We start from the raw sequence: 19072 nt of genomic DNA on the forward strand, positions 1-19072 counted from the left end.
TCACGGGTGCGGGGCTTCTTCGGGCGGGGCGGCGTGGGCGGGAGCGGACGCCGCCGGCTGCGCGGTGAGCCGTTCGCGGGGGTCGCGGCTCGCGAAGTAGCCGATGGTGCGCTTGATCCCTTCCTCCCACGCGACCTTCGGCTCCCAGCCGAACATCTCGCGGGCCAGGGAGGTGTCGGGCCGCCGCCGTTCGGGGTCGTCCTCGGGCCGTTCGATGTAGCGCAGCTCCGACCGGGAGCCGGTCAGCGCCACGATGCGGCGCGCGATCTCGGCGACGGGCGTCTCGTCGCCGCCGCCGATGTTGACCGGGCGCACCGCGCGGCTCGCGGCCACCAGCAGCACGCCGTCGACCGTGTCGTCGACGTAGCACAGCGAGCGGGTCTGCTCGCCGCTGCCGGCCACGGTCAGCGGTTCGCCGGCCAGCGCCTGGCAGATGAACGTGGGGACGGCGCGGCCGTCGTGGGCCCGCATCCGCGGACCGTAGGTGTTGAACATCCGCACGATGCCGGCGTTGGTGCCCTTGGCGCCGACGTGTGCCGTGACCAGTGCCTCGGAGAACCGCTTGGACTCGTCGTACACGCTGCGCGGGCCGACCGGGTTGACGTTCCCCCAGTAGTCCTCGCGCTGCGGGTGCATGAGGGGGTCGCCGTACACCTCGGAGGTGGAGGCGAGGACGAGGCGTGCGCTGTCGCGGTGCGCGATGGCCAGCGCGTTCCGCGTCCCGAGGCTCCCGACGTCGAGCGTCTCCAGGGGCATCCGGAGGTAGTCGGCCGGTGAGGCGGGGCACGCGAAGTGCAGCACCAGGTCGTAGGGGCCGCGGAGTTCGTCCACGCACTGCGGCAGGCAGACGTCCCGGTCCAGGAAGCGGAAGCCGGGGCGGCCGAGCAGGTGCTCGATGTTGTCCATCGATCCCGAGGACAGGTTGTCCACGCAGTCGACTTCGACGTCGCTCTCCAGCAGGCGTTCGCAGAGGTGGGAGCCGAGGAAGCCGGCGCCTCCGGTCACGACGGCACGCCGCCACGTCGGTCGCAAGGGCAGGGCAGTCACGCGTCGTCCTCCTTTCCGTGCGGCATGGCACTGGGTGGCACGGACCTTGAGTGTCCTATTTCAATGCTTTTACACATCTGCGTCCGTTCTACCGGCGACAGCCCGGGTACGCCTCCTGAGTGCGCGTCCCGAGCGCGCGCAAACGTGAAGGAGTACGGCATGCGAGAGCCACTGACCGCCCTGACCGACGACCTGCTCGCCCGGCCCGGAGGACCCGGACGGACGCTGCTGACCGGGTGGTTCAGCTTCGACGACGGCGAGGTCACGGTCGGCGACGCGCTGGCCCAGCGCCGGGTTTCCGAGGCCCTCGCGACCTGCGGCATCGCGCACGACACCGCCTGGAGCCGCGGCTTCGCGCCGGAACGCATGCCGCTGGACGCCGCCGACCCCGCCGCCTACGACCACGTCGTCTTCACCTGTGGTCCGGCACACGGAGAGCAACTGCGGCGACTGCACCGCCGGTTCAGGAATTGCAGACGACTCGCCGTCGGCGTGAGCGTCATCGACCCCGGCGATCCCGCGGTGACCGGCTTCGACCGGGTCTTCGCCCGGGACGAGCCGGCCGCCGCACCCTCCGTCGACCTGGCCGCGGCGGCCCCACTGCACGCAGTGCCACCTCTGGCGGGGGTGGTGCTGACGTACGGGCAGGGCGAGTACGCGGAGCGGCGGCGGCACGACACCGTCGGCGGACAGCTGATCGAGTGGCTCACTCGACTGGACTGCACCCGGGTCGAAGCCGACACCCGGCTCGCCATCGACGACTGGCGGCACTGCGCGACCCCGGAGCAGTTCATGGGGCTCGCCGCCCGGCTCGACGCCGTGGTCACCAACCGGCTGCACGGCATGGTGCTGGCGCTGCGCGCCGGCACGCCGGTACTGGCCGTCGATCCCGTACTGGGCGGCGCGAAGGTGAGCGCCCAGGCCCGGGCGCTGCGCTGGCCCGCGGTGGTCCCGGCGGACGAGGTGACGCCGAAGGCGCTGGACCGGTGGTGGGAGTGGTGCCTGTCCCCCGCGGGCCGGGCCGCGGCGGCGCGGCGGGCGCGGCTCATGGAGCGGGACCGCGGGTCCCACCGGCCATGATTACGTTCCGCGATTACGGTAACCCGGGGGACAGACAGGAACAGCTCCCCTATATGAGGAGGAATCGTGCTCAGCGCCATCGCCGACGTACTGCGGGCCATCGGCAGCACCATCGCCGCCGTGGTGACACTCCCCTTCCGCGCGCTCGCCCGGCTCTTCGGCGGCGCCTCGCGAGGCGCCCATCGCTAGCCCCTCACGAAGGAGTACGAGCCCATGACGGGTGACCGGCGGAAGACCGTGCGGGCCCTGCTGGAGACGCACGGGCAGACGTACGCGGCGGAGGCGGGCATCACGCTCCGTGACACCCCGCAGCCGCTGTATCAGCTGCTCGTGCTCTCCTGCCTGCTCAGCGCGCGCATCCGGGCCTCGGTGGCGGTGGCCGCGGCGCGCGAGCTCTTCGAGGCGGGGATGCGGGACGCCCGGTCGATGCGGGAGGCGACCTGGCAGCAGCGGGTCGACGCGCTGGGCCGGGGCAGCTACCGCCGGTACGACGAGCGCACGTCCACGCAGCTCGGGGACGGTGCGCAGCTGCTGCTGGACGATTACCACGGTGACCTGCGGCGGCTGCGGGACGAGGCCGGCGGGGACGTGGCCCGGCTGAAGGAGCTGCTGCAGAAGGTTCCGGGGCTCGGCCCGGCCGGCGCGGACATCTTCCTGCGCGAGGCCCAGGCCGTGTGGCGGGACCTCTCCCCCTACCTCGACAGCAAGGCCCTGCAGGGTGCGGAACGGCTCGGCCTGCCCAAGAAGCCCGACGAGCTGGCGCGGCTGGTGTCCCCCGACGAGACCGCCACGCTGGCCGCGGCGCTGGTCCGGGCCGCGCTGGAGAAGTCCGTGGTGGAGGACGTCGAGGAGGAGACGTCCTGACGAGGCGCAGGAGACCTCGCACCGGGAGATCTCGTAGCGACGCGAAGGGGCCGGGACTCACCACGAGTCCCGGCCCCTTCGCGTGTGCGGAGCTACGTACGCGCCCCTCAGGCAGCCGTCCGGTAAGCCGCCGCGTCGGCCGGCGCGGTACGGATCGTGCCCTTGCGGGTGTGCAGCACGGCACCCAGACCGGTCACGGCCGCGATGATCAGGCCACCGGCCACCAGGGCACCGCGCGCACCGGCCCACTCCATGAGGAGGCCGAGCAGCGGCGGGGCCACCAGGCCCCAGCCCGTGCTCAGGCTCCGCCAGACGCCGAGCACGCGGCCGCGCATGTTCGCCGGCGGGTCGGTCTGCAGCACGGTCGTGCCCGCGGTGTCGGAGACCGACTCCACCACCGACATCGGCAGCACGAGGACCAGCAGCAGGATGAGCGAGGGCGAGAGCCCCGCGACGGCCTGGAGCAGTCCGCCGGCGGCGGCCAGCGCGCCGACGAGCTTGACCGAGGGCTTGCGCAGCCGCGCGGCGAGGATAGCGCCGACGATGCCGCCGGCCGCCAGGACCGAGGAGACCGTGCCGAACGCGCCGGCGCCCGCGCTGAGCGGCCCGGTGACCAGGACGGCCAGGGTGAGCTGGTAGTTCCGGCCGAAGATCGCGCTCAGGCCGGTGATCACGGCCAGCGCGACCAGCCGCGGACGGCGCATGAAGAAGGCGATGCCCTCGCGGGCCGTCATGGCGGGCTCGGGGTCGGCGGCGGGCTTCGGGTCGGCGGGCTCGGCAACCGGCTTCGGCGCCTTCTCGGCCCCGGCGGCCTTCTCCAGGCTCACCGGCGCCTCCGCCGCGGCCTCGTCGGCCCCGGCACCGGCCCCGGCCCCGCGCAGCGCCTGGCTGACCGGCCGCAGGAAGGGGATCACCGCGGCGACGAAGAGGAAGGAGAAGCCGTTCGCGGCGTACGCGGCGCCCGTGCCGAGGACGCCGACGGCCACACCGGCCAGCGCCGTACCGCCGAGCCGGCCCACGCTGTGCACCAGCGAGCCGACCGCGATGGCCGAGGGCACGTCCTCCCGGCGCACGAGGTCGTTGCCGAGCAGCGAGGTGGCGGGCCCGTCGACCGTGGCGATGATGCCGGTGACGGCGGACAGTGCCATGAGCACGCCGTAGCTGAGCTGGTCGGTGGCCACCAGGAAGGCGGTGGCGAACGCGACCAGGCCCAGCATGGCCTGGCTCACCCCGGCGGTGAGCTTGCGGGGCCAGCGGTCGACGGCCGCGCCGCCGAACAGCCCCATGAGCAGGCCGGGGCCCGCCTGTACGGAGAGCGAGAGGCCGGTGGCGGCGGCGGACCCGGTCAGCTGCAGCACCAGCAGGTTCTGGGCGGTCAGCTGCATCCAGGTACCGGCGTTGGAGACCAGGTTGGCCACCGACCACCAGCGCATGCTGCGGTAGCGCAGCGAGCGCCACGGCGCGTGGTCGCCGCCGGTGCCGCCCGTACGGCGGCGACCGAAGAGGTACTTCAGGTTCGCGGTGTACCGGCGTACGGCGGAGGGGGCCTTGTCGCCCCGTGGATCACCGGCCGGATCGACCGGGTCGGCCGGATCGGCCACGGGGTCGGCGGTGACCGCGGAATCGGCGGTCGCACTCTCGGATGCGTTCGGCTGCGCGGGGACGCGGACGGGAGAAGGCACGGCAGAAGGCACGGCAGAACACTTCGTGAAGAGCCCGTCAGGCTCGGAAAGCGGCTCGGCGGGCGCGCGGGGGCACGGCTGTGTGCGCCGGCGGGCCTGGAGTGCCGAGATCGGTCGGTGCCGGTCCGGAGGAGGGCGCGGCTGCGCACGCCCCGGGCACGGCAAGGTTCGACTTTCACATACCGGTGCGGCCGGGGAAACGTTCTTGGGGTGCGATGGCCGTCACCCTGCCGCGGATCCCTTGCGCCCCAAGGGTTCCGCCGAGTGGGTGCGGATTCTCACAGGGGGCGGTGAGCCGGTGACACAGGGGTACTCGCTGACGGTCCGACGTTGCATTTGCACGATGTGTGACGGTTCCGCAGGGTTGGGTGCAGGGGGACAGAAACGGGCACCCGTGCTGCGGAACGGCAGTCCAGGAGAGGAGAGCGGCCATGTCCGACGAGGCGATGGGTGACGACGTGTACCAGCCGCCCGCCTACGACGTGTCGGCCAAGCCCGACGACCTCGACATGGAGGACGCCCTCGACGAGCCGGATGCCGACCAGCAGCTGGACGAGGGCTACTCACCGCCGGAGAAGCCGCTCGGGGTGAACAAGACCGGCACCACGGCGAACGAGCAGCGCAGGGGCGAGAGCCTGGACGAGCGGCTGTCCGAGGAGGTCCCGGACGTGGCACCACCGGAGGGCAACGGCATCGGTGACCTGCCGGGCGGCGACGGCGAGCCGGTCGACGAGCAGGCCGGGGCGGACCGTGCCGGCCGCCTCGTCAGCGGCGACCAGGGCTTCCCGGAGCACGGCCGGAACGCCAACGACGTCGTCGCCCAGGACGTGGGCATCGACGGCGGCGCCGCGGGTGCCGAGGAGGCGGCCGTGCACGTCGTGGACGACGAGAACGTCAACGACGACGAGTCCCCACCGCTGCCCTGACGCGGTGGGAAGGGGGGACACGCGGTGGAGAGGGGGGCCATGACCGTCACCGCCGTGCGCGGTCCGCTCGTCCGCTTCCCGGCGGACCCGTTCCGCGCCGGCCGCGACGAGGCGTTCGCGTACACGCCGGACGCGCTGCTGATCTGCGCCGACGGCCGGATCACGGCGTCCGGCGAGTACGCCGCGCTGCGCCATCTGCTCCCCGCGGACGTCACCCCGGTCCACTACCCGGACCACGTCATCCTTCCGGGGTTCGTCGACACCCACGTGCACTGCGTGCAGACCGATGTCATGGCGGCCTTCGGCGCCGACTTGATGGGATGGCTGGAGCAGCGCGCGTTCCCCGAGGAGGAGCGGTTCGCGGACGGCCGGTACGCCCGCGAGGCCGCCGCCGTCTTCTGTGACGCGCTGCTGCGCAACGGCACCACCACCGCGCTGGTCTTCGGCTCCGTGCACCCGGAGTCCGCCGACGCGCTGTTCGAGGAGGCGGCCCGGCGGAATCTGCGGATCGCCTGCGGCAAGGTCCTGATGGACCGCAACGCGCCCGACGCGCTGCTCGACACGGCGCGCAGCGGTTACGCGGAGTCCAAGGCACTGCTCGCCCGGTGGCACGGCAAGGGCCGCGCCCAGTACGCGATCACGCCCCGCTTCGCGCCCAGCAGTACGCCGGAGCAGCTGGAAGCGGCCGCCGCGCTGTGGCGGGAGCACCCCGGCACGCTCCTGCACACCCATGTCTCGGAGACGCCCGACGAGGTCGAGTGGGCCCGCTCGCTGTTTCCCGGCCGCGCCGGCTACCTCGACGTCTACGACCACTACGGGCTGCTCGGGCCGGGCGCGGTCCTCGCCCACGGAGTCCACCTCTCCCCCACCGAGCGCGCCCGCTGCGCCGCCACCGGCACCGCGCTGGCCCACTGCCCCGGCTCCAACCTGGCCCTGGGCAGCGGGCTGTTCCCGGCGCGCGAGACCGCGGGCGGCCCGCACCCGGTGACCGTCGGACTCGGCACGGACGTCGGCGCGGGCCCCACCTTCTCGATGCTGTCGACGGTGTACGAGGCATACAAGGCCGCCGCGCTGTGCGGTGCCCCCATCGACGCCGTGCAGGCGTACTACCTGGCCACGCGGGGCGGCGCCGCGGCGCTGGGTATCGCGGACACCGTCGGCTCGCTCGCGCCCGGGCAGGAGGCGGACTTCGTGGTGCTCGATCCCCGGGCCACGCCGCTGCTCGCCCGGCGCGCGGCACGCGCCGAGGACATCGAGGAGCTGCTGTTCGTCCTGGCGGCGATGGGCGACGACCGCGCGGTGCGCGCCACGTACGTGGCGGGGCGGCGCGCCCACGACCGGGAGGCCGCACCGGCCGGGCGCAGCGCGGACAACCGGTAACCGATCAGCGGCCGAGGGCCTTGGCCAGCTCGTCCTTGGTCATCGAGGAGCGGCCGTCGATGTTCTTCTTCTTGGCCTCGTTGTAGAGCTGGTCCTTCGTCGGGCCCTGCGGGCCGGTGCGGTTGCCGGAGCGCTGGCCGCCGCGCTGCGACGCCGACTTGGTGTCCCGCGTGGACGACTTGCTCGCCGTCTTCGACTCGCCGGCGCGGGCCCGCTCCTTGTTGACCGTCCGCGCGGCGATCTCCTTCGCCCGCCCGGTGGAGGTGCCCCGCTTCTGGGCGCCCTCCTTGATGTGCTCGTACTGGCGCTCGCGCTTGTTGCTGGAACCTCGCGGCATGTCACGTCTCCTCGTGGTCGGCCCCGGCCCGCCGGGAGTGCGGACCGGTGGCACGTTCCACTCCACTCCTCAAGTCGGGTCACCGCGAGAGGAGGTGGGCCGTTCGGGCACGCCGTCCGCGCCGGCCAGCCGGACCGCGCACTCCAGCATCATCGCGTGCACGAAGGACTGCGGGAGGTTGCCCCGCAACTGACGCTGTGTGATGTCGTACTCCTCGGAGTACAGCCCGGACGTGCCGCACGCGGCGCGGTTGCGTTCGAACCAGCGGTACGCCTCGGTCTCCCTGCCCTGCTGGTGTTCCGCCAGCGCCATCGCGAAGCCGCAGAGCACGAAGGCGCCTTCGGCCTCCTCCAGCGGCCGCTCGTCGTGCCGGAAGCGGTACGCGTAGCGGTGGTCGGTCAGCCGCTCCTTGTAGGCCCGCAATGTGGCGCGGGTGCGCGGGTCGTCGGCGGGCAGCGCGCCGCGCAGGGACGGTATGAGCAGGGCCGCGTCCAGCGCCGGGTCGTCGGCGGCGCGCTGCCAGTGGCCGTCGGGGTGCAGCGCGGTGGCGGTGGTGACGTCGAGGAGGGTGTCGGCGAGCGCGCGCCACTTGCGGGTCTGCGGCCCGGGCGGCCCGGCGGCGGCCATCGCGCGCAGTCCGCCGGAGCAGATGAGCCGGCTGTGCGTCCAGGCGCGCGCGTCCAGTTCCCAGATGCCGGCGTCCGGCTCCCGCCAGCGGCGCGCCACGGCGTCGGCCGCGATCTCCGCGGCCTTCCAGCCGTCGCCGTCGAGCCGGCCGGCCCGGGCAGCGGCGGCGAACAGCAGCAGCGCCTCGCCGAAGGCGTCGAGCTGGAACTGCCGGCTGACCCGGTTGCCGATCCGGTCGTAGCCGCCGGGGTAGCCGGCCAGATCCAGTTCCCGCTGGTCGGGCACGGGGCCGCCGTCGATCGTGTACGCGGGGGTGAGGGCGGGCCCGTCCTCGTGCAGCCGGGCGCCGATGAAGCGGACGGCGGCGTCGAGCAGCGGGTAGTGCCCCACCGCCGCCATGGCCTGGCCCGCGTAGCACTGGTCGCGGATCCAGACGTACCGGTAGTCGTAGTTGCGGCCCTCTTCGGCGCGTTCGGGCAGGCTGGTGGTGGCCGCGGCGATCATTCCGCCGCGCGCGCCGGTCATGCCGCGCAGTACGGCGTAGGAGCGGCGGGCGTCCCCGGCGGCGACGGTGTGGTCCAGCGCGGGGACCGCTTCCCGCCAGGCCCGTTCGGTGGCGGACCAGGCGGCGCCCGGCTCCGGTGGCGGGCCGTCCGGCGCGGTGCGGCCGATCTCCAGGACGAAGTCGTGCCGCCGGCCGGGGTCGAGGCGCAGGTCGAGGACGAGCCGGGTGGCGCGGCTGCGGTCGAAGTGTCGCGCGGTGCCGGGGTCCTTGCCGGTGCCGGGATCGTTGCCGGTGCCGGGGTCCGCGTCGGGGCCAGGGTCCGCCGGTTCGTCGGTGAGGCGGGCCTGCCCGCCGCCCGTCCAGCGCAGGTGCAGGCCCCCGGCCCGGGCGGTCCACACGCCGTGTTCGTCGCGGTGCGGGTCGCGCAGCGGCTCGGCGCCGTAATCGGCCAGCGGGTGCAGTACGACCCGCAGCCGGGCCGGGCCCTCGCACGCCTCCACCCGGCGCAGCAGGACGACGCGGTCGGGGTCGCCCGGGAACGCCAGCGCCTCCCGGCATTCGACGATGCCGCTCTGGGTGATCCAGCGGCTGCGCCAGATCATCGTGCCCTCTTCGTAGTGGCCGCCGGGCACGTAGCGCTCCCGCGGTGTCACCGCGTAGACCCCGCCGCCGCCGATGAGGGTGGCGAAGACCGCCTCGTCGTGCCAGCGCGGGGCGCACAGCCAGCAGATCTCGCCACGCGGGCCGAGCAGTGCCGCGCGCTCGCCGTCGGCCAGTACGGCGTAGTCGCGCAGCACCTGTGGCGGATAGGCGTGGCTCTCGGGCAGTTCGATGGCGGTCATCGGTCTCCGTGGGGGGTGTCGCGTGGCGCTCCGTACCGGGGTGTGGTCAGCCGGTGCGGTACTGCTCGGCGAGGTCGGCGCGGAGCGTCAGCCCGTGTCCGGGCGCGCCGTCGGCGCCGGGCCGGATGCTGCCGCCGGACGGGTCGAGGGCGCCGTCGAAGAGCAGGTTCTCGATGCGCACGTGGTCGTGGAACCACTCCAGGTGGCGCAGGTTGGGCACGGCGGCGGCCGCGTGCGCGTGGACGTGCGGGGCGCAGTGCCCGGAGAGTTCCAGCCCGTTGGCCTCGGCGAGCGCGGCGGCGCGCAGCCAGACGGTGAGGCCGCCGCAGCGGGTGGCGTCGGCCTGGAGGCAGTCCACCGCGTCGGCGCGCAGCATGTGCCCGAAGTACGGCAGGGTGTAGCCGTATTCGCCGGCGGTGACGTCGGGGGTGACGGCGGCGCGGAGGTGCGCGAGCCCGGTGAGGTCGTCGGAGGAGACCGGTTCCTCGAACCAGGTGACGCCCTGGCTCGCGAGGTGGGCGGCGACGCGGACGGCCTGCTTGCGGGAGTAGCCGCCGTTGGCGTCGACGTAGAGGTCGGTGGTGTCGCCGATGGCGCGGCGGGCCGCGGTGACGCGCTCGGCGTCCCGCCACGGGGCGCCGCCCCAGGACTCACCGATCTTGATCTTGACGCGCGGGATGCCCTGCTCCTCGACCCAGTGCCGCAGCTGGCGCTCCTGCTGCCCCGCGTCGTACGTGGTGAAGCCGCCGCTCCCGTACACGGGCACGTCCGCCCGGCACGCACCGAGCAGCCGTACCAGCGGCAGGTCCAGCAGCCGCGCCTTGAGGTCCCACAGCGCGAGGTCGACGGCGGAGATCGCCCCCGCGATGAGGCCGGGCCGCCCCGCGTTGCGGACGGCCCGGCTCATGGCCTCGTTGGCGCCCGGTACATCAAGCGCACAGCGCCCCGTCACCACGTCCGCCAGCAGACCGCTGACGACCTGGGCGGTGGCGGGCGCGCCATAGGTGTACCCGAAGCCGGTGGTGCCGCCGGACCGCACGGTGACCAGCACCAGCGTCGTGGAGTCCCAGGTGAGCGTGCCGTCCCCCTCCGGGGCGGGGGGGGGGGGGGGGGGGGGGGGCCCCGCCCCCCCCCCCCCCCCCCCTCCACCGGGGGTCCGTCGTGCTCCTCGTGCTCGTCCGTCATCAGGCGTGCTTGCCGTCCTCGGTGCCGGGCCGGTCCTCGCGGTGCCGGTGGCCCGGCAGCATCTCCTGCACCTTGGCCTTGAAGCCCTGCTTGATCACGTCGGCGCGGTCGCTGTCGCCCTTGAGGATCGCGGTGGCCGCGGCCTCGATCTGGTCGAAGCTGGCGTGCGGCGGGATCGGCGGCACGGCCGGGTCGACGCGGAAGTCGATGACGAACGGGCGGTCGGCGGAGAGCGCCTGGCGCCATGCCGACTCCACGTCGCCGGGCTTCTCCACGCGGACGCCGCCGAGCCCGATGGAGCGCGCGAAGTCCGCGTACGGCACGTCCGGGATGTGCTGCGAGGGCTCGAACTGCGGCGCGCCCGACATCGCCCGCATCTCCCAGGTGACCTGGTTGAGGTCCTCGTTGTTCAGGACGGCGATGATGAGCCGCGGGTCGGACCACCCCTGCCAGTACTTGCGCGCGGTGATCAGCTCGGCCATGCCGTTCATCTGCATCGCGCCGTCGCCGACGATGGCCAGCGCGGGCCGGTCGGGGTGCGCGAACTTGGCGCCGATGACGTACGGCACGCCGGGGCCCATGGTGGCCAGGGTGCCGGACAGCGAGCCCCGCATGGCGCCGCGCAGCCGCAGGTGGCGCGCGTACCAGTTGGCGGCGGAGCCGGAGTCGGCGGCCAGGATCACGTCGTTGGGCAGCAGCGGGTCCAGCGCGTGCACGACGTACTCGGGGTTGATCGGGTCGGCGTCCACGGCGGCGCGCCGCTGCATGACCTCCCACCAGCGCTTGGTGTTCTTCTCGATCTTCTTGCGCCAGTCGCCGTGCTTCTTCCGCTTCAGCTGCGGCAGCAGTGCCCGCAGCGTCTCCTTGGCGTCGCCGACGAGGTTGACCTCGAAGGGGTAGCGCATGCCGACCATGTGCGGGTCGATGTCGATCTGGACGGCGCGCGCCTGGTCCAGCTCGGGCATGAACTGGGTGTACGGGAAGCTGGAGCCGATCACCACGAGGGTGTCGCAGTCCATCATCAGCTCGTACGAGGGCCGGGTGCCGAGCAGCCCGATGGCGCCGGTGACGTAGGGCAGGTCGTCCGGGAGCGCGTCCTTGCCGAGCAGCGCCTTGGCGACGCCGGCGCCGGTGACGTCGGCCAGCTCCTCGACCTCGGCGCGGGCCCCGCGGGCGCCCTGCCCGATCAGGATCGCGACCTTCTCGCCCTCGTTGATGACCTTCGCGGCCTCGGCGATCGCGGGCTTCGCGGGCAGCGGCGCGTAGTTGGCCATGCCCAGGCTGGAGGGCACCATCTTGAACGCGTGCTGCGGCGGCGAGTAGTCCAGCTCCTGCACGTCGGCCGGGATGATGACGGCCGTGACGCTGCGCCGGGCGATCGCGGTGCGCATGGCCCGGTCGATGACGTTGGGCAGCTGCTCGGGGACGGTCACCGTCTCGCAGAAGTCGGAGGCGACGTCCTTGTACAGGCTCGCCAGGTCGACCTCCTGCTGGTAGGAGCCGCCCATGGCGCTGCGGTTGGTCTGGCCGACGATGGCGACGACGGGGACGTGGTCGAGCTTGGCGTCGTAGAGGCCGTTGAGCAGGTGGATGGCGCCGGGCCCGGAGGTCGCGGCGCAGACGCCGACCTTGCCGGAGAACTTGGCGTAGCCGACCGCTTCGAACGCGGACATCTCCTCGTGCCGCGCCTGGATGAACTCCGGCTTGTTGTCGGCCCGCCCCCAGGCGGCCAGCAGGCCGTTGATGCCGTCACCCGCATAGCTGAACACGTGGTCGACGTCCCACTCGCGCAGCCGCTGGAGAACGTAGTCGGACACCTTGATCGACACTGGGATTACCTCTCATTTCGCATGGGTGACGTGCGGTGCGGAACGGCGGGCCGCCGACCGGCCGACGACGGCCGCGGCGACGCCGAGCGCGGCCAGCGCGCCCGCGGTGAGCAGCCGGGCGTCCCCGGTGCGGGCGGCGGGCCGCTGGGCGAGCGCTTCGGGCCCGGTGGCCGGCAGCGGCCCGTCGAGGCCGAGCGCGAGGGCCTCGGCGAGGTGCAGCGCGCGCCGTCCCGTACCGCCCTGTTCGATCTGGGTACGGCAGCTGAACCCGTCGGCGATGACCAGGGCGCTGGGCGCGGCGTCCCGTACGGCGGGCAGCACGCCGAGCTCGCCGACCTTCATCGACAGCTCGTGGTGGCCGCGCTCGAAGCCGAAGTTGCCGGCCAGCCCGCAGCACCCCTCGTCCAGCACGTCGGCCTCGATGCCGGCCCGGCGCATCAGCTCCCGGTCGGCGTCGTCCTTGAGGACGGCGTGCTGGTGGCAGTGGGTCTGCACGGTGGCGTCACGGGCCAGCCGGGGCGGCCGCCAGTCGTCCGGCGCGTGGTTGAGCAGCTGCTCGGCGAAGGTGCGGAACTGTCCGGCGAGCCGCTGGACGTCCTCGTTCTCCGGCAGCAGTTCGGGCGCGTCGGCGCGGAAGACGGCGGCGCAGGACGGTTCCAGGCCGATGACCGGCGTACCGGCCGCCAGCCAGGGCCGCAGCACGTCCAGGGTGCGCTCCAGGACGTGCTTGGCGGTGCGCAGCTGCCCGGTGGAGATCCAGGTCAGGCCGCAGCACACGGCCCGGGTGGGCACGGCGACGCGGAAGCCCGCGTCCTCCAGTACGCGCACGGCCGACTTGGCGATGGCGGGGTGGAAGTACGTACTGAAGGTGTCCGGCCACAGGACGACGGTGCGCGGGTCGGCGGGGTCGGGCTCCGGTGTGGAGCGCCCCCGCCACCACTGGACGAACGACTCCTCGGCGAAGACCGGCGCGGCGCGCTCCCCGGCGACGCCGGCCACGAGCTTGCCGAGCCGTCCGATGCCGGGCGCGGTCAGCGCGGCGTTGACCAGCCGCGGGGCGGCCCGGGAGAGCCGGGCCCACAACGGCAGCCAGCCCATCGAGTAGTGCGCGGCGGGCCGCAGCCGGCCTTCGTAGTGGTGGGCGAGGAACTCGGCCTTGTAGGTGGCCATGTCGACGCCGACCGGGCAGTCGGACTTGCAGCCCTTGCAGGCCAGACAGAGGTCCAGGGCGTCCTTGACCTCGGTGGAGCGCCAGCCGTCGGTGACGGGCGAGTCGTCGTGCCCGCCGAGCATTTCGAAGAGCAGCCGGGCGCGCCCCCGTGTGGAGTGCTCCTCCTCGTTGGTCGCCCGGTACGAGGGGCACATCACGCCGCCGGAGTGGGTACGGCAGTTGCCGATGCCGACGCAGCGCATGACGGCCCGGGTGAAGGAGTGGTCGTCCTCGGGATAGCCGAAGTGGGTGTCGTGGCTCTCGGGGCGCCAGTGCGGGCCGAGCCGGAGGTTCTCGTCGACGCGGTACGGTGCGACGACCTTGCCGGGGTTCATCCGGTCGTCCGGGTCGAACAGCGCCTTGAGCTCGCCGAACGCGGTGACCAGCCGCTCGCCGAACATCTTCGTCAGCAGCTCGCCGCGGGCCTGCCCGTCGCCGTGCTCGCCGGAGAGCGACCCGCCGTAGGAGGCGACGAGGTCGGCCGCGCGGTGCACGAACTCCCGGAAGGCGGCGACGCCCTCGGCGGTCTTCAGGTCGAAGGGGATGCGGGTGTGCACGCAGCCCTGCCCGAAGTGCCCGTAGAGGGACGGGTGGTCGTAGTCGAACTCCCGGAAGAGCCGCTTGAGGTCGCGCAGGTAGTCGCCGAGCCTGGCGGGCGGTACGGCGGAGTCCTCCCAGCCCTCCCAGGTCTCCCGGTCGTCCGGCGGGCGCGCGGTCACGCCGAGCCCGGCCTCGCGCGCCTTGAGCATCTTCTGCTCGCGCTCGGGGTCGTCGGAGAACGCCACGTCCGGGGCGTCCTCGCTGCGGCCGATGGCACGCAGCAGGTCGCACGCCTGCCCGTCGACGTCCTCCCGGCTGTCGCCGCTGAACTGCAGCAGCAGCCAGCTCTCGCCTTCGGGGAAGCGTTCGAGGGAGTCCAGGAACGCGCCCTCTTCGCGCATCAGCTGGGCCATCCGCCCGTCGATCGCCTCGAGCTGGGTGGGCCGGCAGTGTTCGAGCAGCCGCGGCACGTCGTCGGCCGCGGCGCAGATGTCGTCGTACCCGAGGACCACTATGGCGTCGTACGGCGGTACCGGCACCAGGTCCAGCTCCGCGTGCAACACGGTGACCAGGGTGCCTTCGCTGCCGATGAGCGCGCGGGCGAGATGGAACTCGTTCTCCGGGAGCAGCGCGTCGAGGTTGTAGCCGGAGACACGGCGCGGGATGCGCGGATAACCCCGCCGGATGTCGCCCATGTAACGGTCGGCGATGCGGCGCAGCCCTCGGTACAGCTCGCCCTTGCGCCCGCCGCCGGCCACGGCCTCCTCGTACTCCGTGTCGGAGGTGGCGCCGACCCACATGCGGGTGCCGTCGTAGGTGAGCACCTCCATGCGGCGTACGTTGTCCGCGGTCTTGCCGTACGCCTGCGCCGAGGCGCCGCAGGAGTTGTTGCCGATCATGCCGCCGAGCGCGCAGTGGCTGTGCGTGGACGGCTTGGGCCCGAACTTGAGCCGGTACTCCGCCAGTTGCTGGTTGAGGTCGTCCAGCACGATGCCGGGCTCGACGACGCACGTGTGGCGCTCCGGGTCGACCGAGACCAGGCGGTGGCAGTACTTCGTCCAGTCGATGACCACCGCGGTGTTGGTGCACTGGCCGCCCAGGCTCGTGCCGCCGCCGCGGGAGAGCACCGGAGCGCCGAACTCCGCGCACACGGCGACCGCGTCGGCGCCCGCCCGTACGTTCCGGGGCGCGACCACGCCGATGGGCACCTGCCGGTAGTTCGAGCCGTCCGTGGCGTACGCGCCGCGGCTGCCCGCGTCGAAGCGCACCTCGCCGTCGACCCGCTCGCGCAGCGCCCGTTCCAGCGCGCCCACGTCCAGGTCCGCGACCCCGCTCTCCGCCGCGCGCTTGCGGTCGGTGAGCGCCGCTTGCTCGTTCGGTGCCATGGTCACCTTCCTCGTCCCTCCGCCGCCTCCTGCGGTGCGCCGGCGCCCGTACGCGCGCGATCCCACCGGTGACACCGGTACGCCCGGCCGTGCGGACGGGCGTACCGGGAACCGGCGGGTCGGCGCTTCAGTCCGTCGAGAGCGCTTCGAGAAGGTCCCCGGACTGCGGGTCGGGCAGCGCGCGGGCGACGTCCGCCAGCGCGACCATGCCGATGAGGCTGTGGCCGTCGATGACGGGCAGCCTGCGGACCTTGTGGTGCGCCATGGTCGCGAAGATCTCCTCGGCGCCGTCGTCGGCGCCGATGGTGACCGCTTCGCCCTGTGCGAGCTCGCCCGCCGTGGTCTTCTCCGGGTCCTTGCCGGCCCCGAGCACCTTCACGACGATGTCACGGTCGGTCAGCATGCCCTTGAGCTTGTTGTCCGTGCCGCAGATCGGCAGTGCCCCGACGCCGAGCGAGGTGATCCGCCGGGCGGCCTCGGTGACGCTGTCCTCGGCGCCGATGCATTCCGTGCCGGGGGACATGATGTCGCGTGCGGTAGGCATATAGCTGCTCGTCTCTCCTTGTTGACGTAGGTGGCGTGGATGACGTGGCCGACCCGGCTGACGTGCGTGACGTAGCTGCTGGGCCGTGCTTACTTCTTGCCGCGCCCGGTGACGAAGTCGCGGGCCCGGTCGACCAGCCCCGCGCCGGGGGCCAGCAGCTTGTTCGCGGGCGGCGTGGTCGGGGACTTGGGGTGCGGCCGGGTGGGCGCCGACTTCTTCGCGCTGCGGATCTTCTCGCCGAGCGCGTCCAGCTCCTCCTGCGGGCAGGCGTCCTTCAGCTGCGGGAAGAGCCGGCCCTCCTCGTCCCTGACGTGCTCGGTGACTTCGGTGCGCAGCTTGACGACGAGGTGGTTGAAGTCCGGGTGCTCGGCCTCGGTCTTCTCCAGCTCCTTCAGCAGCTCCTCCACGCGGCCGTGATCGGCGATCTCCTTGTCGGCGAGCGCGTTGCCCTCGGGCAGGTGCTTGCGCACCGCCGGGTACAGGTGCTGCTCCTCGGCCACCGAGTGCCGGACCAGCTCGATCGTCAGGTGGTCGGCGAGGTTCTTGCGCTCGTCCGAGCCCGGCATACTGCTCTCGATCTGCTGGAAGAGCTCGGTCACCTCGCGGTGGTCGGTGGTCAGTTCTTCGATGACGTCGCCGCCGTGACCCATGGGTGCTGCCACCTTTCGCGGAAACGGCGCGGCCGGACCCTCCGGGCGCCATCGGACGAGTTCCCGTTACCTCAGTCCCGTAACGCCGCAACTCGACCGTTCGGGCAGGATTGGGCCGAATGGCTCTCTTTCTGGACAGGAGAGCGCGCCGGGCCGGTACGACGGTCCCGGCCCGGCGCTTTTCCCATCCCCATGGAGCCCATGGCCCGGCGCACGAGTGCCATGCGAAGGCACGGTCAAACGTCCCGGAAACCGGAAAAGGACGATCAGGCGGTGGGGGTGAGATCGGCGCGTCCGAACAGCAGCGCGTAGCCACGGGGCAGCTGCGCCAGCACCCGCTGCAGCAGCTCCTCGCCCAGGTGGCCGCCGATCGCCGTGAGGACGGTGCTGGCGTCCCAGCGCGCGGTGGCGTGCGTGGCGCCCTCCATACGGGCCGCCACGCTGTCCACGAACTCGCACGCGGTACGGCGCCGCTCGTCCTTTATCCCGCCGGCGATGATCCCGGGCGGCACCGACTTCAGGAACGCGCGCCGTTCCTCGCCGGTGAGCTGGCCCGCGAAGGCCGCCAGTACGTGCTGGACCGCCCGCTCGGCCTCCGCGACGGTCCGGTAGCGTCCCGAGGTCCGCACCGCCGCGAGCAGATCGCCGCCCATGATGCCGCCTCCTCGCCCGGGTCGCCCCCTCCCATGGTCCCGGTCCCGGCGGAACCCGCAACACCGGACGGGCCCCGGAGACCGCACCGCCTCCCGGTGGCCGCCGCCCCTCCGTACGGGTGCGTCACCGGTCCGGCAGGCTTCGGCCAGGGCCGGCAGGGGCACCCGTCCCCGCATGTCCCACACTTCAGACCTTCCCGGCATCGACGAGTCGTACTGGATGGCCAGCGCGCACACCACGTCGTACGCCCCGCTGACCGAGGACACCGAAGCCGACGTCACGGTGATCGGCGGCGGCATGGCGGGGATCAGTACGGCGTGGGAGCTGTCCCGGACGGGGCGCCGCGTCGTCGTCCTCGAAGCGGACCGGATCGCCGCCGGTGTCACGGGCTACACCACCGCCAAGCTCACCGCGCTGCACACGCTGGTCTACGACAAGCTGCGCCGCACCCGCGGCGGCGGCGCGGCCCTCCAGTACGCGGTCTCCCAGCAGGGCGCCGTGGAACGCGTCGCCGAGGTCGCGCAGGAGCTGGGCATCGACTGCGAGCTGGAACGGTTCCCCGCGTACACCTACGTCCGCGACCCGGCCGGCACCGACCAGCTGCGCGCGGAGGCCGACGCGGCGCGGGAGGCGGGGCTGCCGGCCGCCTACGTCACCGAGACCGGGCTGCCGTTCGACGTGGCCGGCGCGGTGCGCGTCGAGGACCAGCTGCTCTTCCACCCCCGCAAGTACCTCCTCGCGCTCGCCGAGGACCTGCGGGAGCAGGGCGGCGAGGTGTACGAGCGCACCCGCGCCACCGGGCTGCACGAGGGCGCGCCGTGCCGGGTGACGACCGAGACCGGTGCGACGGTCACCTCCCGTGAGGTGGTCGTGGCCACGCACTACCCGGTGTTCGACCGGGCGCTGCTCTTCACCCGGCTCTCGCCCCGCCGGGAGCTGGTCGTGGCGGCCCCGATCGAGGCGGACCGCGACGTGCAGGGCATGTACATCACCGAGGAGGAGGGCAAGCGCTCGGTGCGCACGGCACCGTACGGCGAGGACCGGCGGCTGCTCGTCGTCACCGGGGAGCAGTTCCCGCCCGGCACGGGCGACGCGATCGCACGGTTCCAGCGGCTGGCCGAGTGGACCGAGCGGCACTTCCCCGGTACGGACGTCGCCTACCGGTGGGCGGCGCAGGACAACGACTCCACCGACACGGTGCCGCTGATCGGGCCGTTCCACCCCGGCGCCCGGCACACCTACGTCGCCACCGGCTTCGGCGGCTGGGGGCTCAGCGGCGGCGCGCTGGCCGGGCGCCTGATCGCCGGGCTGATCAGCGGTGATCCGCCGCCGTGGACCAATCTGTACGACCCGCGGCGGCTGTGGGGCCCGGTCCGCGAGGCGCCCGCGTTCCTCAGCCACCAGGCGAAGGTCGCCCAGCACTTCATCGGCGACCGGCTGCGCACCACGCACGTCGACTCCGCCGCCGACATCCCGCCGGGGACCGGCGCGGTGGTACGGGTCGGCGCCCGGCGGTGCGCGGTGTACCGGGACGAGGACGGCACGGTACAGGCCGTCTCGGCGCGCTGCACCCACCTGGGCTGCCTGGTCGCCTTCAACGCGGCGGAGACGGCGTGGGAGTGCCCCTGCCACGGGTCCCGCTTCTCCACGGAGGGCACGGTGCTGAACGGCCCCGCGCTGCACCCGCTGGAGCAGCTGGACCTCGACACCGACGTGTAGCGGCGGGCGCGCGAGGGCACCCGGAGCGGGCACCGTCCACCCGCCGGCGCGGCGCGCCCGCGGCAG

General features: G+C 73.3%; 15 protein-coding genes and 1 pseudogene. 6 read left to right on the plus strand and 10 right to left on the minus strand.

All coding sequences use genetic code 11. The features are described from left to right. Positions 1–1047 carry an NAD-dependent epimerase/dehydratase family protein gene (locus ACIGXO_RS01630; protein WP_399778923.1) on the minus strand — a complete coding sequence of 349 codons (1047 nt, stop codon included), beginning with the start codon at positions 1045–1047 and terminating at the stop codon, positions 1–3. A gap of 159 nt (positions 1048–1206) precedes the next feature. On the opposite strand from ACIGXO_RS01630, the gene ACIGXO_RS01635 reads away from it, so the two are divergent. From ACIGXO_RS01635 to ACIGXO_RS01645, 3 genes are all read left to right on the plus strand, one after another. Further along, positions 1207–2127 (plus strand): polysaccharide pyruvyl transferase family protein, encoded by a 921-nt coding sequence (locus ACIGXO_RS01635; RefSeq protein WP_399778924.1) that lies wholly within the window; start codon positions 1207–1209, stop codon positions 2125–2127. Between the two features lie 66 nt (positions 2128–2193). Further along, the gene (locus tag ACIGXO_RS01640; RefSeq protein ID WP_308050908.1) at positions 2194–2316 is read left to right on the plus strand and encodes an LPFR motif small protein; all 123 of its coding nucleotides are present in this window, start codon (positions 2194–2196) and stop codon (positions 2314–2316) included. 24 nt (positions 2317–2340) lie between these two features. Next, positions 2341–2991 carry an endonuclease gene (locus tag ACIGXO_RS01645; RefSeq protein WP_399778927.1) on the plus strand — a complete coding sequence of 217 codons (651 nt, stop codon included), beginning with the start codon at positions 2341–2343 and terminating at the stop codon, positions 2989–2991. A 107-nt stretch (positions 2992–3098) separates the two neighbouring features. Here ACIGXO_RS01645 and ACIGXO_RS01650 read toward each other — a convergent pair whose 3' ends face one another. Further along, positions 3099–4505, minus strand: coding sequence for an MFS transporter (locus tag ACIGXO_RS01650; RefSeq protein WP_399779925.1), 1407 nt, complete (start codon positions 4503–4505; stop codon positions 3099–3101). Positions 4506–5104: 599 nt separating this feature from the next. Between ACIGXO_RS01650 and ACIGXO_RS01655 the strand changes: the two genes are divergently transcribed. Next, on the plus strand, positions 5105–5599 hold the full coding sequence (locus ACIGXO_RS01655) for a DUF5709 domain-containing protein (protein WP_399778929.1): 495 nt from the start codon (positions 5105–5107) through the stop codon (positions 5597–5599). 39 nt (positions 5600–5638) lie between these two features. Next, positions 5639–6979: a guanine deaminase gene (gene guaD, locus ACIGXO_RS01660; RefSeq protein WP_399778930.1), complete on the plus strand. Its 1341-nt coding sequence runs from the start codon at positions 5639–5641 to the stop codon at positions 6977–6979. A gap of 4 nt (positions 6980–6983) precedes the next feature. On the opposite strand, the gene ACIGXO_RS01665 is transcribed toward guaD, so the two are convergent. The 8 genes and pseudogenes from ACIGXO_RS01665 to ACIGXO_RS01700 form a co-directional block, all read right to left on the minus strand. Further along, positions 6984–7316, minus strand: a complete 333-nt coding sequence (locus tag ACIGXO_RS01665; RefSeq protein WP_399778932.1) for a plasmid stabilization protein — start codon at positions 7314–7316, stop codon at positions 6984–6986. Between the two features lie 69 nt (positions 7317–7385). Then, positions 7386–9290, minus strand: a complete 1905-nt coding sequence (locus ACIGXO_RS01670; protein WP_399778934.1) for a glycoside hydrolase family 15 protein — start codon at positions 9288–9290, stop codon at positions 7386–7388. Positions 9291–9336: 46 nt separating this feature from the next. After that, positions 9337–10395: pseudogene (locus ACIGXO_RS01675) on the minus strand (enolase C-terminal domain-like protein); the annotation flags it as partial. 79 nt (positions 10396–10474) lie between these two features. Beyond that, entirely contained in the window at positions 10475–12298 is a 1824-nt protein-coding gene (locus tag ACIGXO_RS01680; RefSeq protein ID WP_399779928.1) for a thiamine pyrophosphate-requiring protein, read from the minus strand. 18 nt (positions 12299–12316) lie between these two features. Continuing rightward, positions 12317–15439, minus strand: coding sequence for an FAD-binding and (Fe-S)-binding domain-containing protein (locus tag ACIGXO_RS01685; protein ID WP_399778935.1), 3123 nt, complete (start codon positions 15437–15439; stop codon positions 12317–12319). Between the two features lie 127 nt (positions 15440–15566). After that, a complete protein-coding gene (locus ACIGXO_RS01690) occupies positions 15567–15983 on the minus strand; it encodes a CBS domain-containing protein (RefSeq protein ID WP_399778936.1) in 417 nt (138 codons plus the stop codon). Positions 15984–16072: 89 nt separating this feature from the next. Beyond that, a complete protein-coding gene (locus ACIGXO_RS01695) occupies positions 16073–16633 on the minus strand; it encodes a hemerythrin domain-containing protein (protein ID WP_399778938.1) in 561 nt (186 codons plus the stop codon). Positions 16634–16899: 266 nt separating this feature from the next. Further along, positions 16900–17286 (minus strand): DUF2267 domain-containing protein, encoded by a 387-nt coding sequence (locus tag ACIGXO_RS01700; protein WP_399778940.1) that lies wholly within the window; start codon positions 17284–17286, stop codon positions 16900–16902. Between the two features lie 175 nt (positions 17287–17461). Here ACIGXO_RS01700 and ACIGXO_RS01705 point away from each other — a divergent pair, with 175 nt between their 5' ends. After that, a complete protein-coding gene (locus ACIGXO_RS01705; RefSeq protein WP_399778942.1) occupies positions 17462–19006 on the plus strand; it encodes an FAD-dependent oxidoreductase in 1545 nt (514 codons plus the stop codon). The last annotated feature ends 66 nt before the right edge of the window (positions 19007–19072 follow it).

The sequence above is a fragment of the Streptomyces sp. NPDC053542 genome, assembly GCF_044544685.1.
Lineage (GTDB): Bacteria > Actinomycetota > Actinomycetes > Streptomycetales > Streptomycetaceae > Streptomyces.

What these genes read in the sequence shown, in the direction of transcription:
- ACIGXO_RS01635 (WP_399778924.1), top strand. Translation starts at nt 1,207, where the DNA reads ATGCGAGAGCCACTGACCGCCCTGACCGACGACCTGCTCGCCCGGCCC.
- ACIGXO_RS01645 (WP_399778927.1), top strand. Translation starts at nt 2,341, where the DNA reads ATGACGGGTGACCGGCGGAAGACCGTGCGGGCCCTGCTGGAGACGCAC.
- ACIGXO_RS01655 (WP_399778929.1), top strand. Translation starts at nt 5,105, where the DNA reads ATGTCCGACGAGGCGATGGGTGACGACGTGTACCAGCCGCCCGCCTAC.
- guaD (WP_399778930.1), top strand. Translation starts at nt 5,639, where the DNA reads ATGACCGTCACCGCCGTGCGCGGTCCGCTCGTCCGCTTCCCGGCGGAC.
- ACIGXO_RS01665 (WP_399778932.1), bottom strand. Translation starts at nt 7,316, where the DNA reads ATGCCGCGAGGTTCCAGCAACAAGCGCGAGCGCCAGTACGAGCACATC.
- ACIGXO_RS01670 (WP_399778934.1), bottom strand. Translation starts at nt 9,290, where the DNA reads ATGACCGCCATCGAACTGCCCGAGAGCCACGCCTATCCGCCACAGGTG.
- ACIGXO_RS01685 (WP_399778935.1), bottom strand. Translation starts at nt 15,439, where the DNA reads ATGGCACCGAACGAGCAAGCGGCGCTCACCGACCGCAAGCGCGCGGCG.
- ACIGXO_RS01690 (WP_399778936.1), bottom strand. Translation starts at nt 15,983, where the DNA reads ATGCCTACCGCACGCGACATCATGTCCCCCGGCACGGAATGCATCGGC.
- ACIGXO_RS01695 (WP_399778938.1), bottom strand. Translation starts at nt 16,633, where the DNA reads ATGGGTCACGGCGGCGACGTCATCGAAGAACTGACCACCGACCACCGC.
- ACIGXO_RS01700 (WP_399778940.1), bottom strand. Translation starts at nt 17,286, where the DNA reads ATGGGCGGCGATCTGCTCGCGGCGGTGCGGACCTCGGGACGCTACCGG.
- ACIGXO_RS01705 (WP_399778942.1), top strand. Translation starts at nt 17,462, where the DNA reads ATGTCCCACACTTCAGACCTTCCCGGCATCGACGAGTCGTACTGGATG.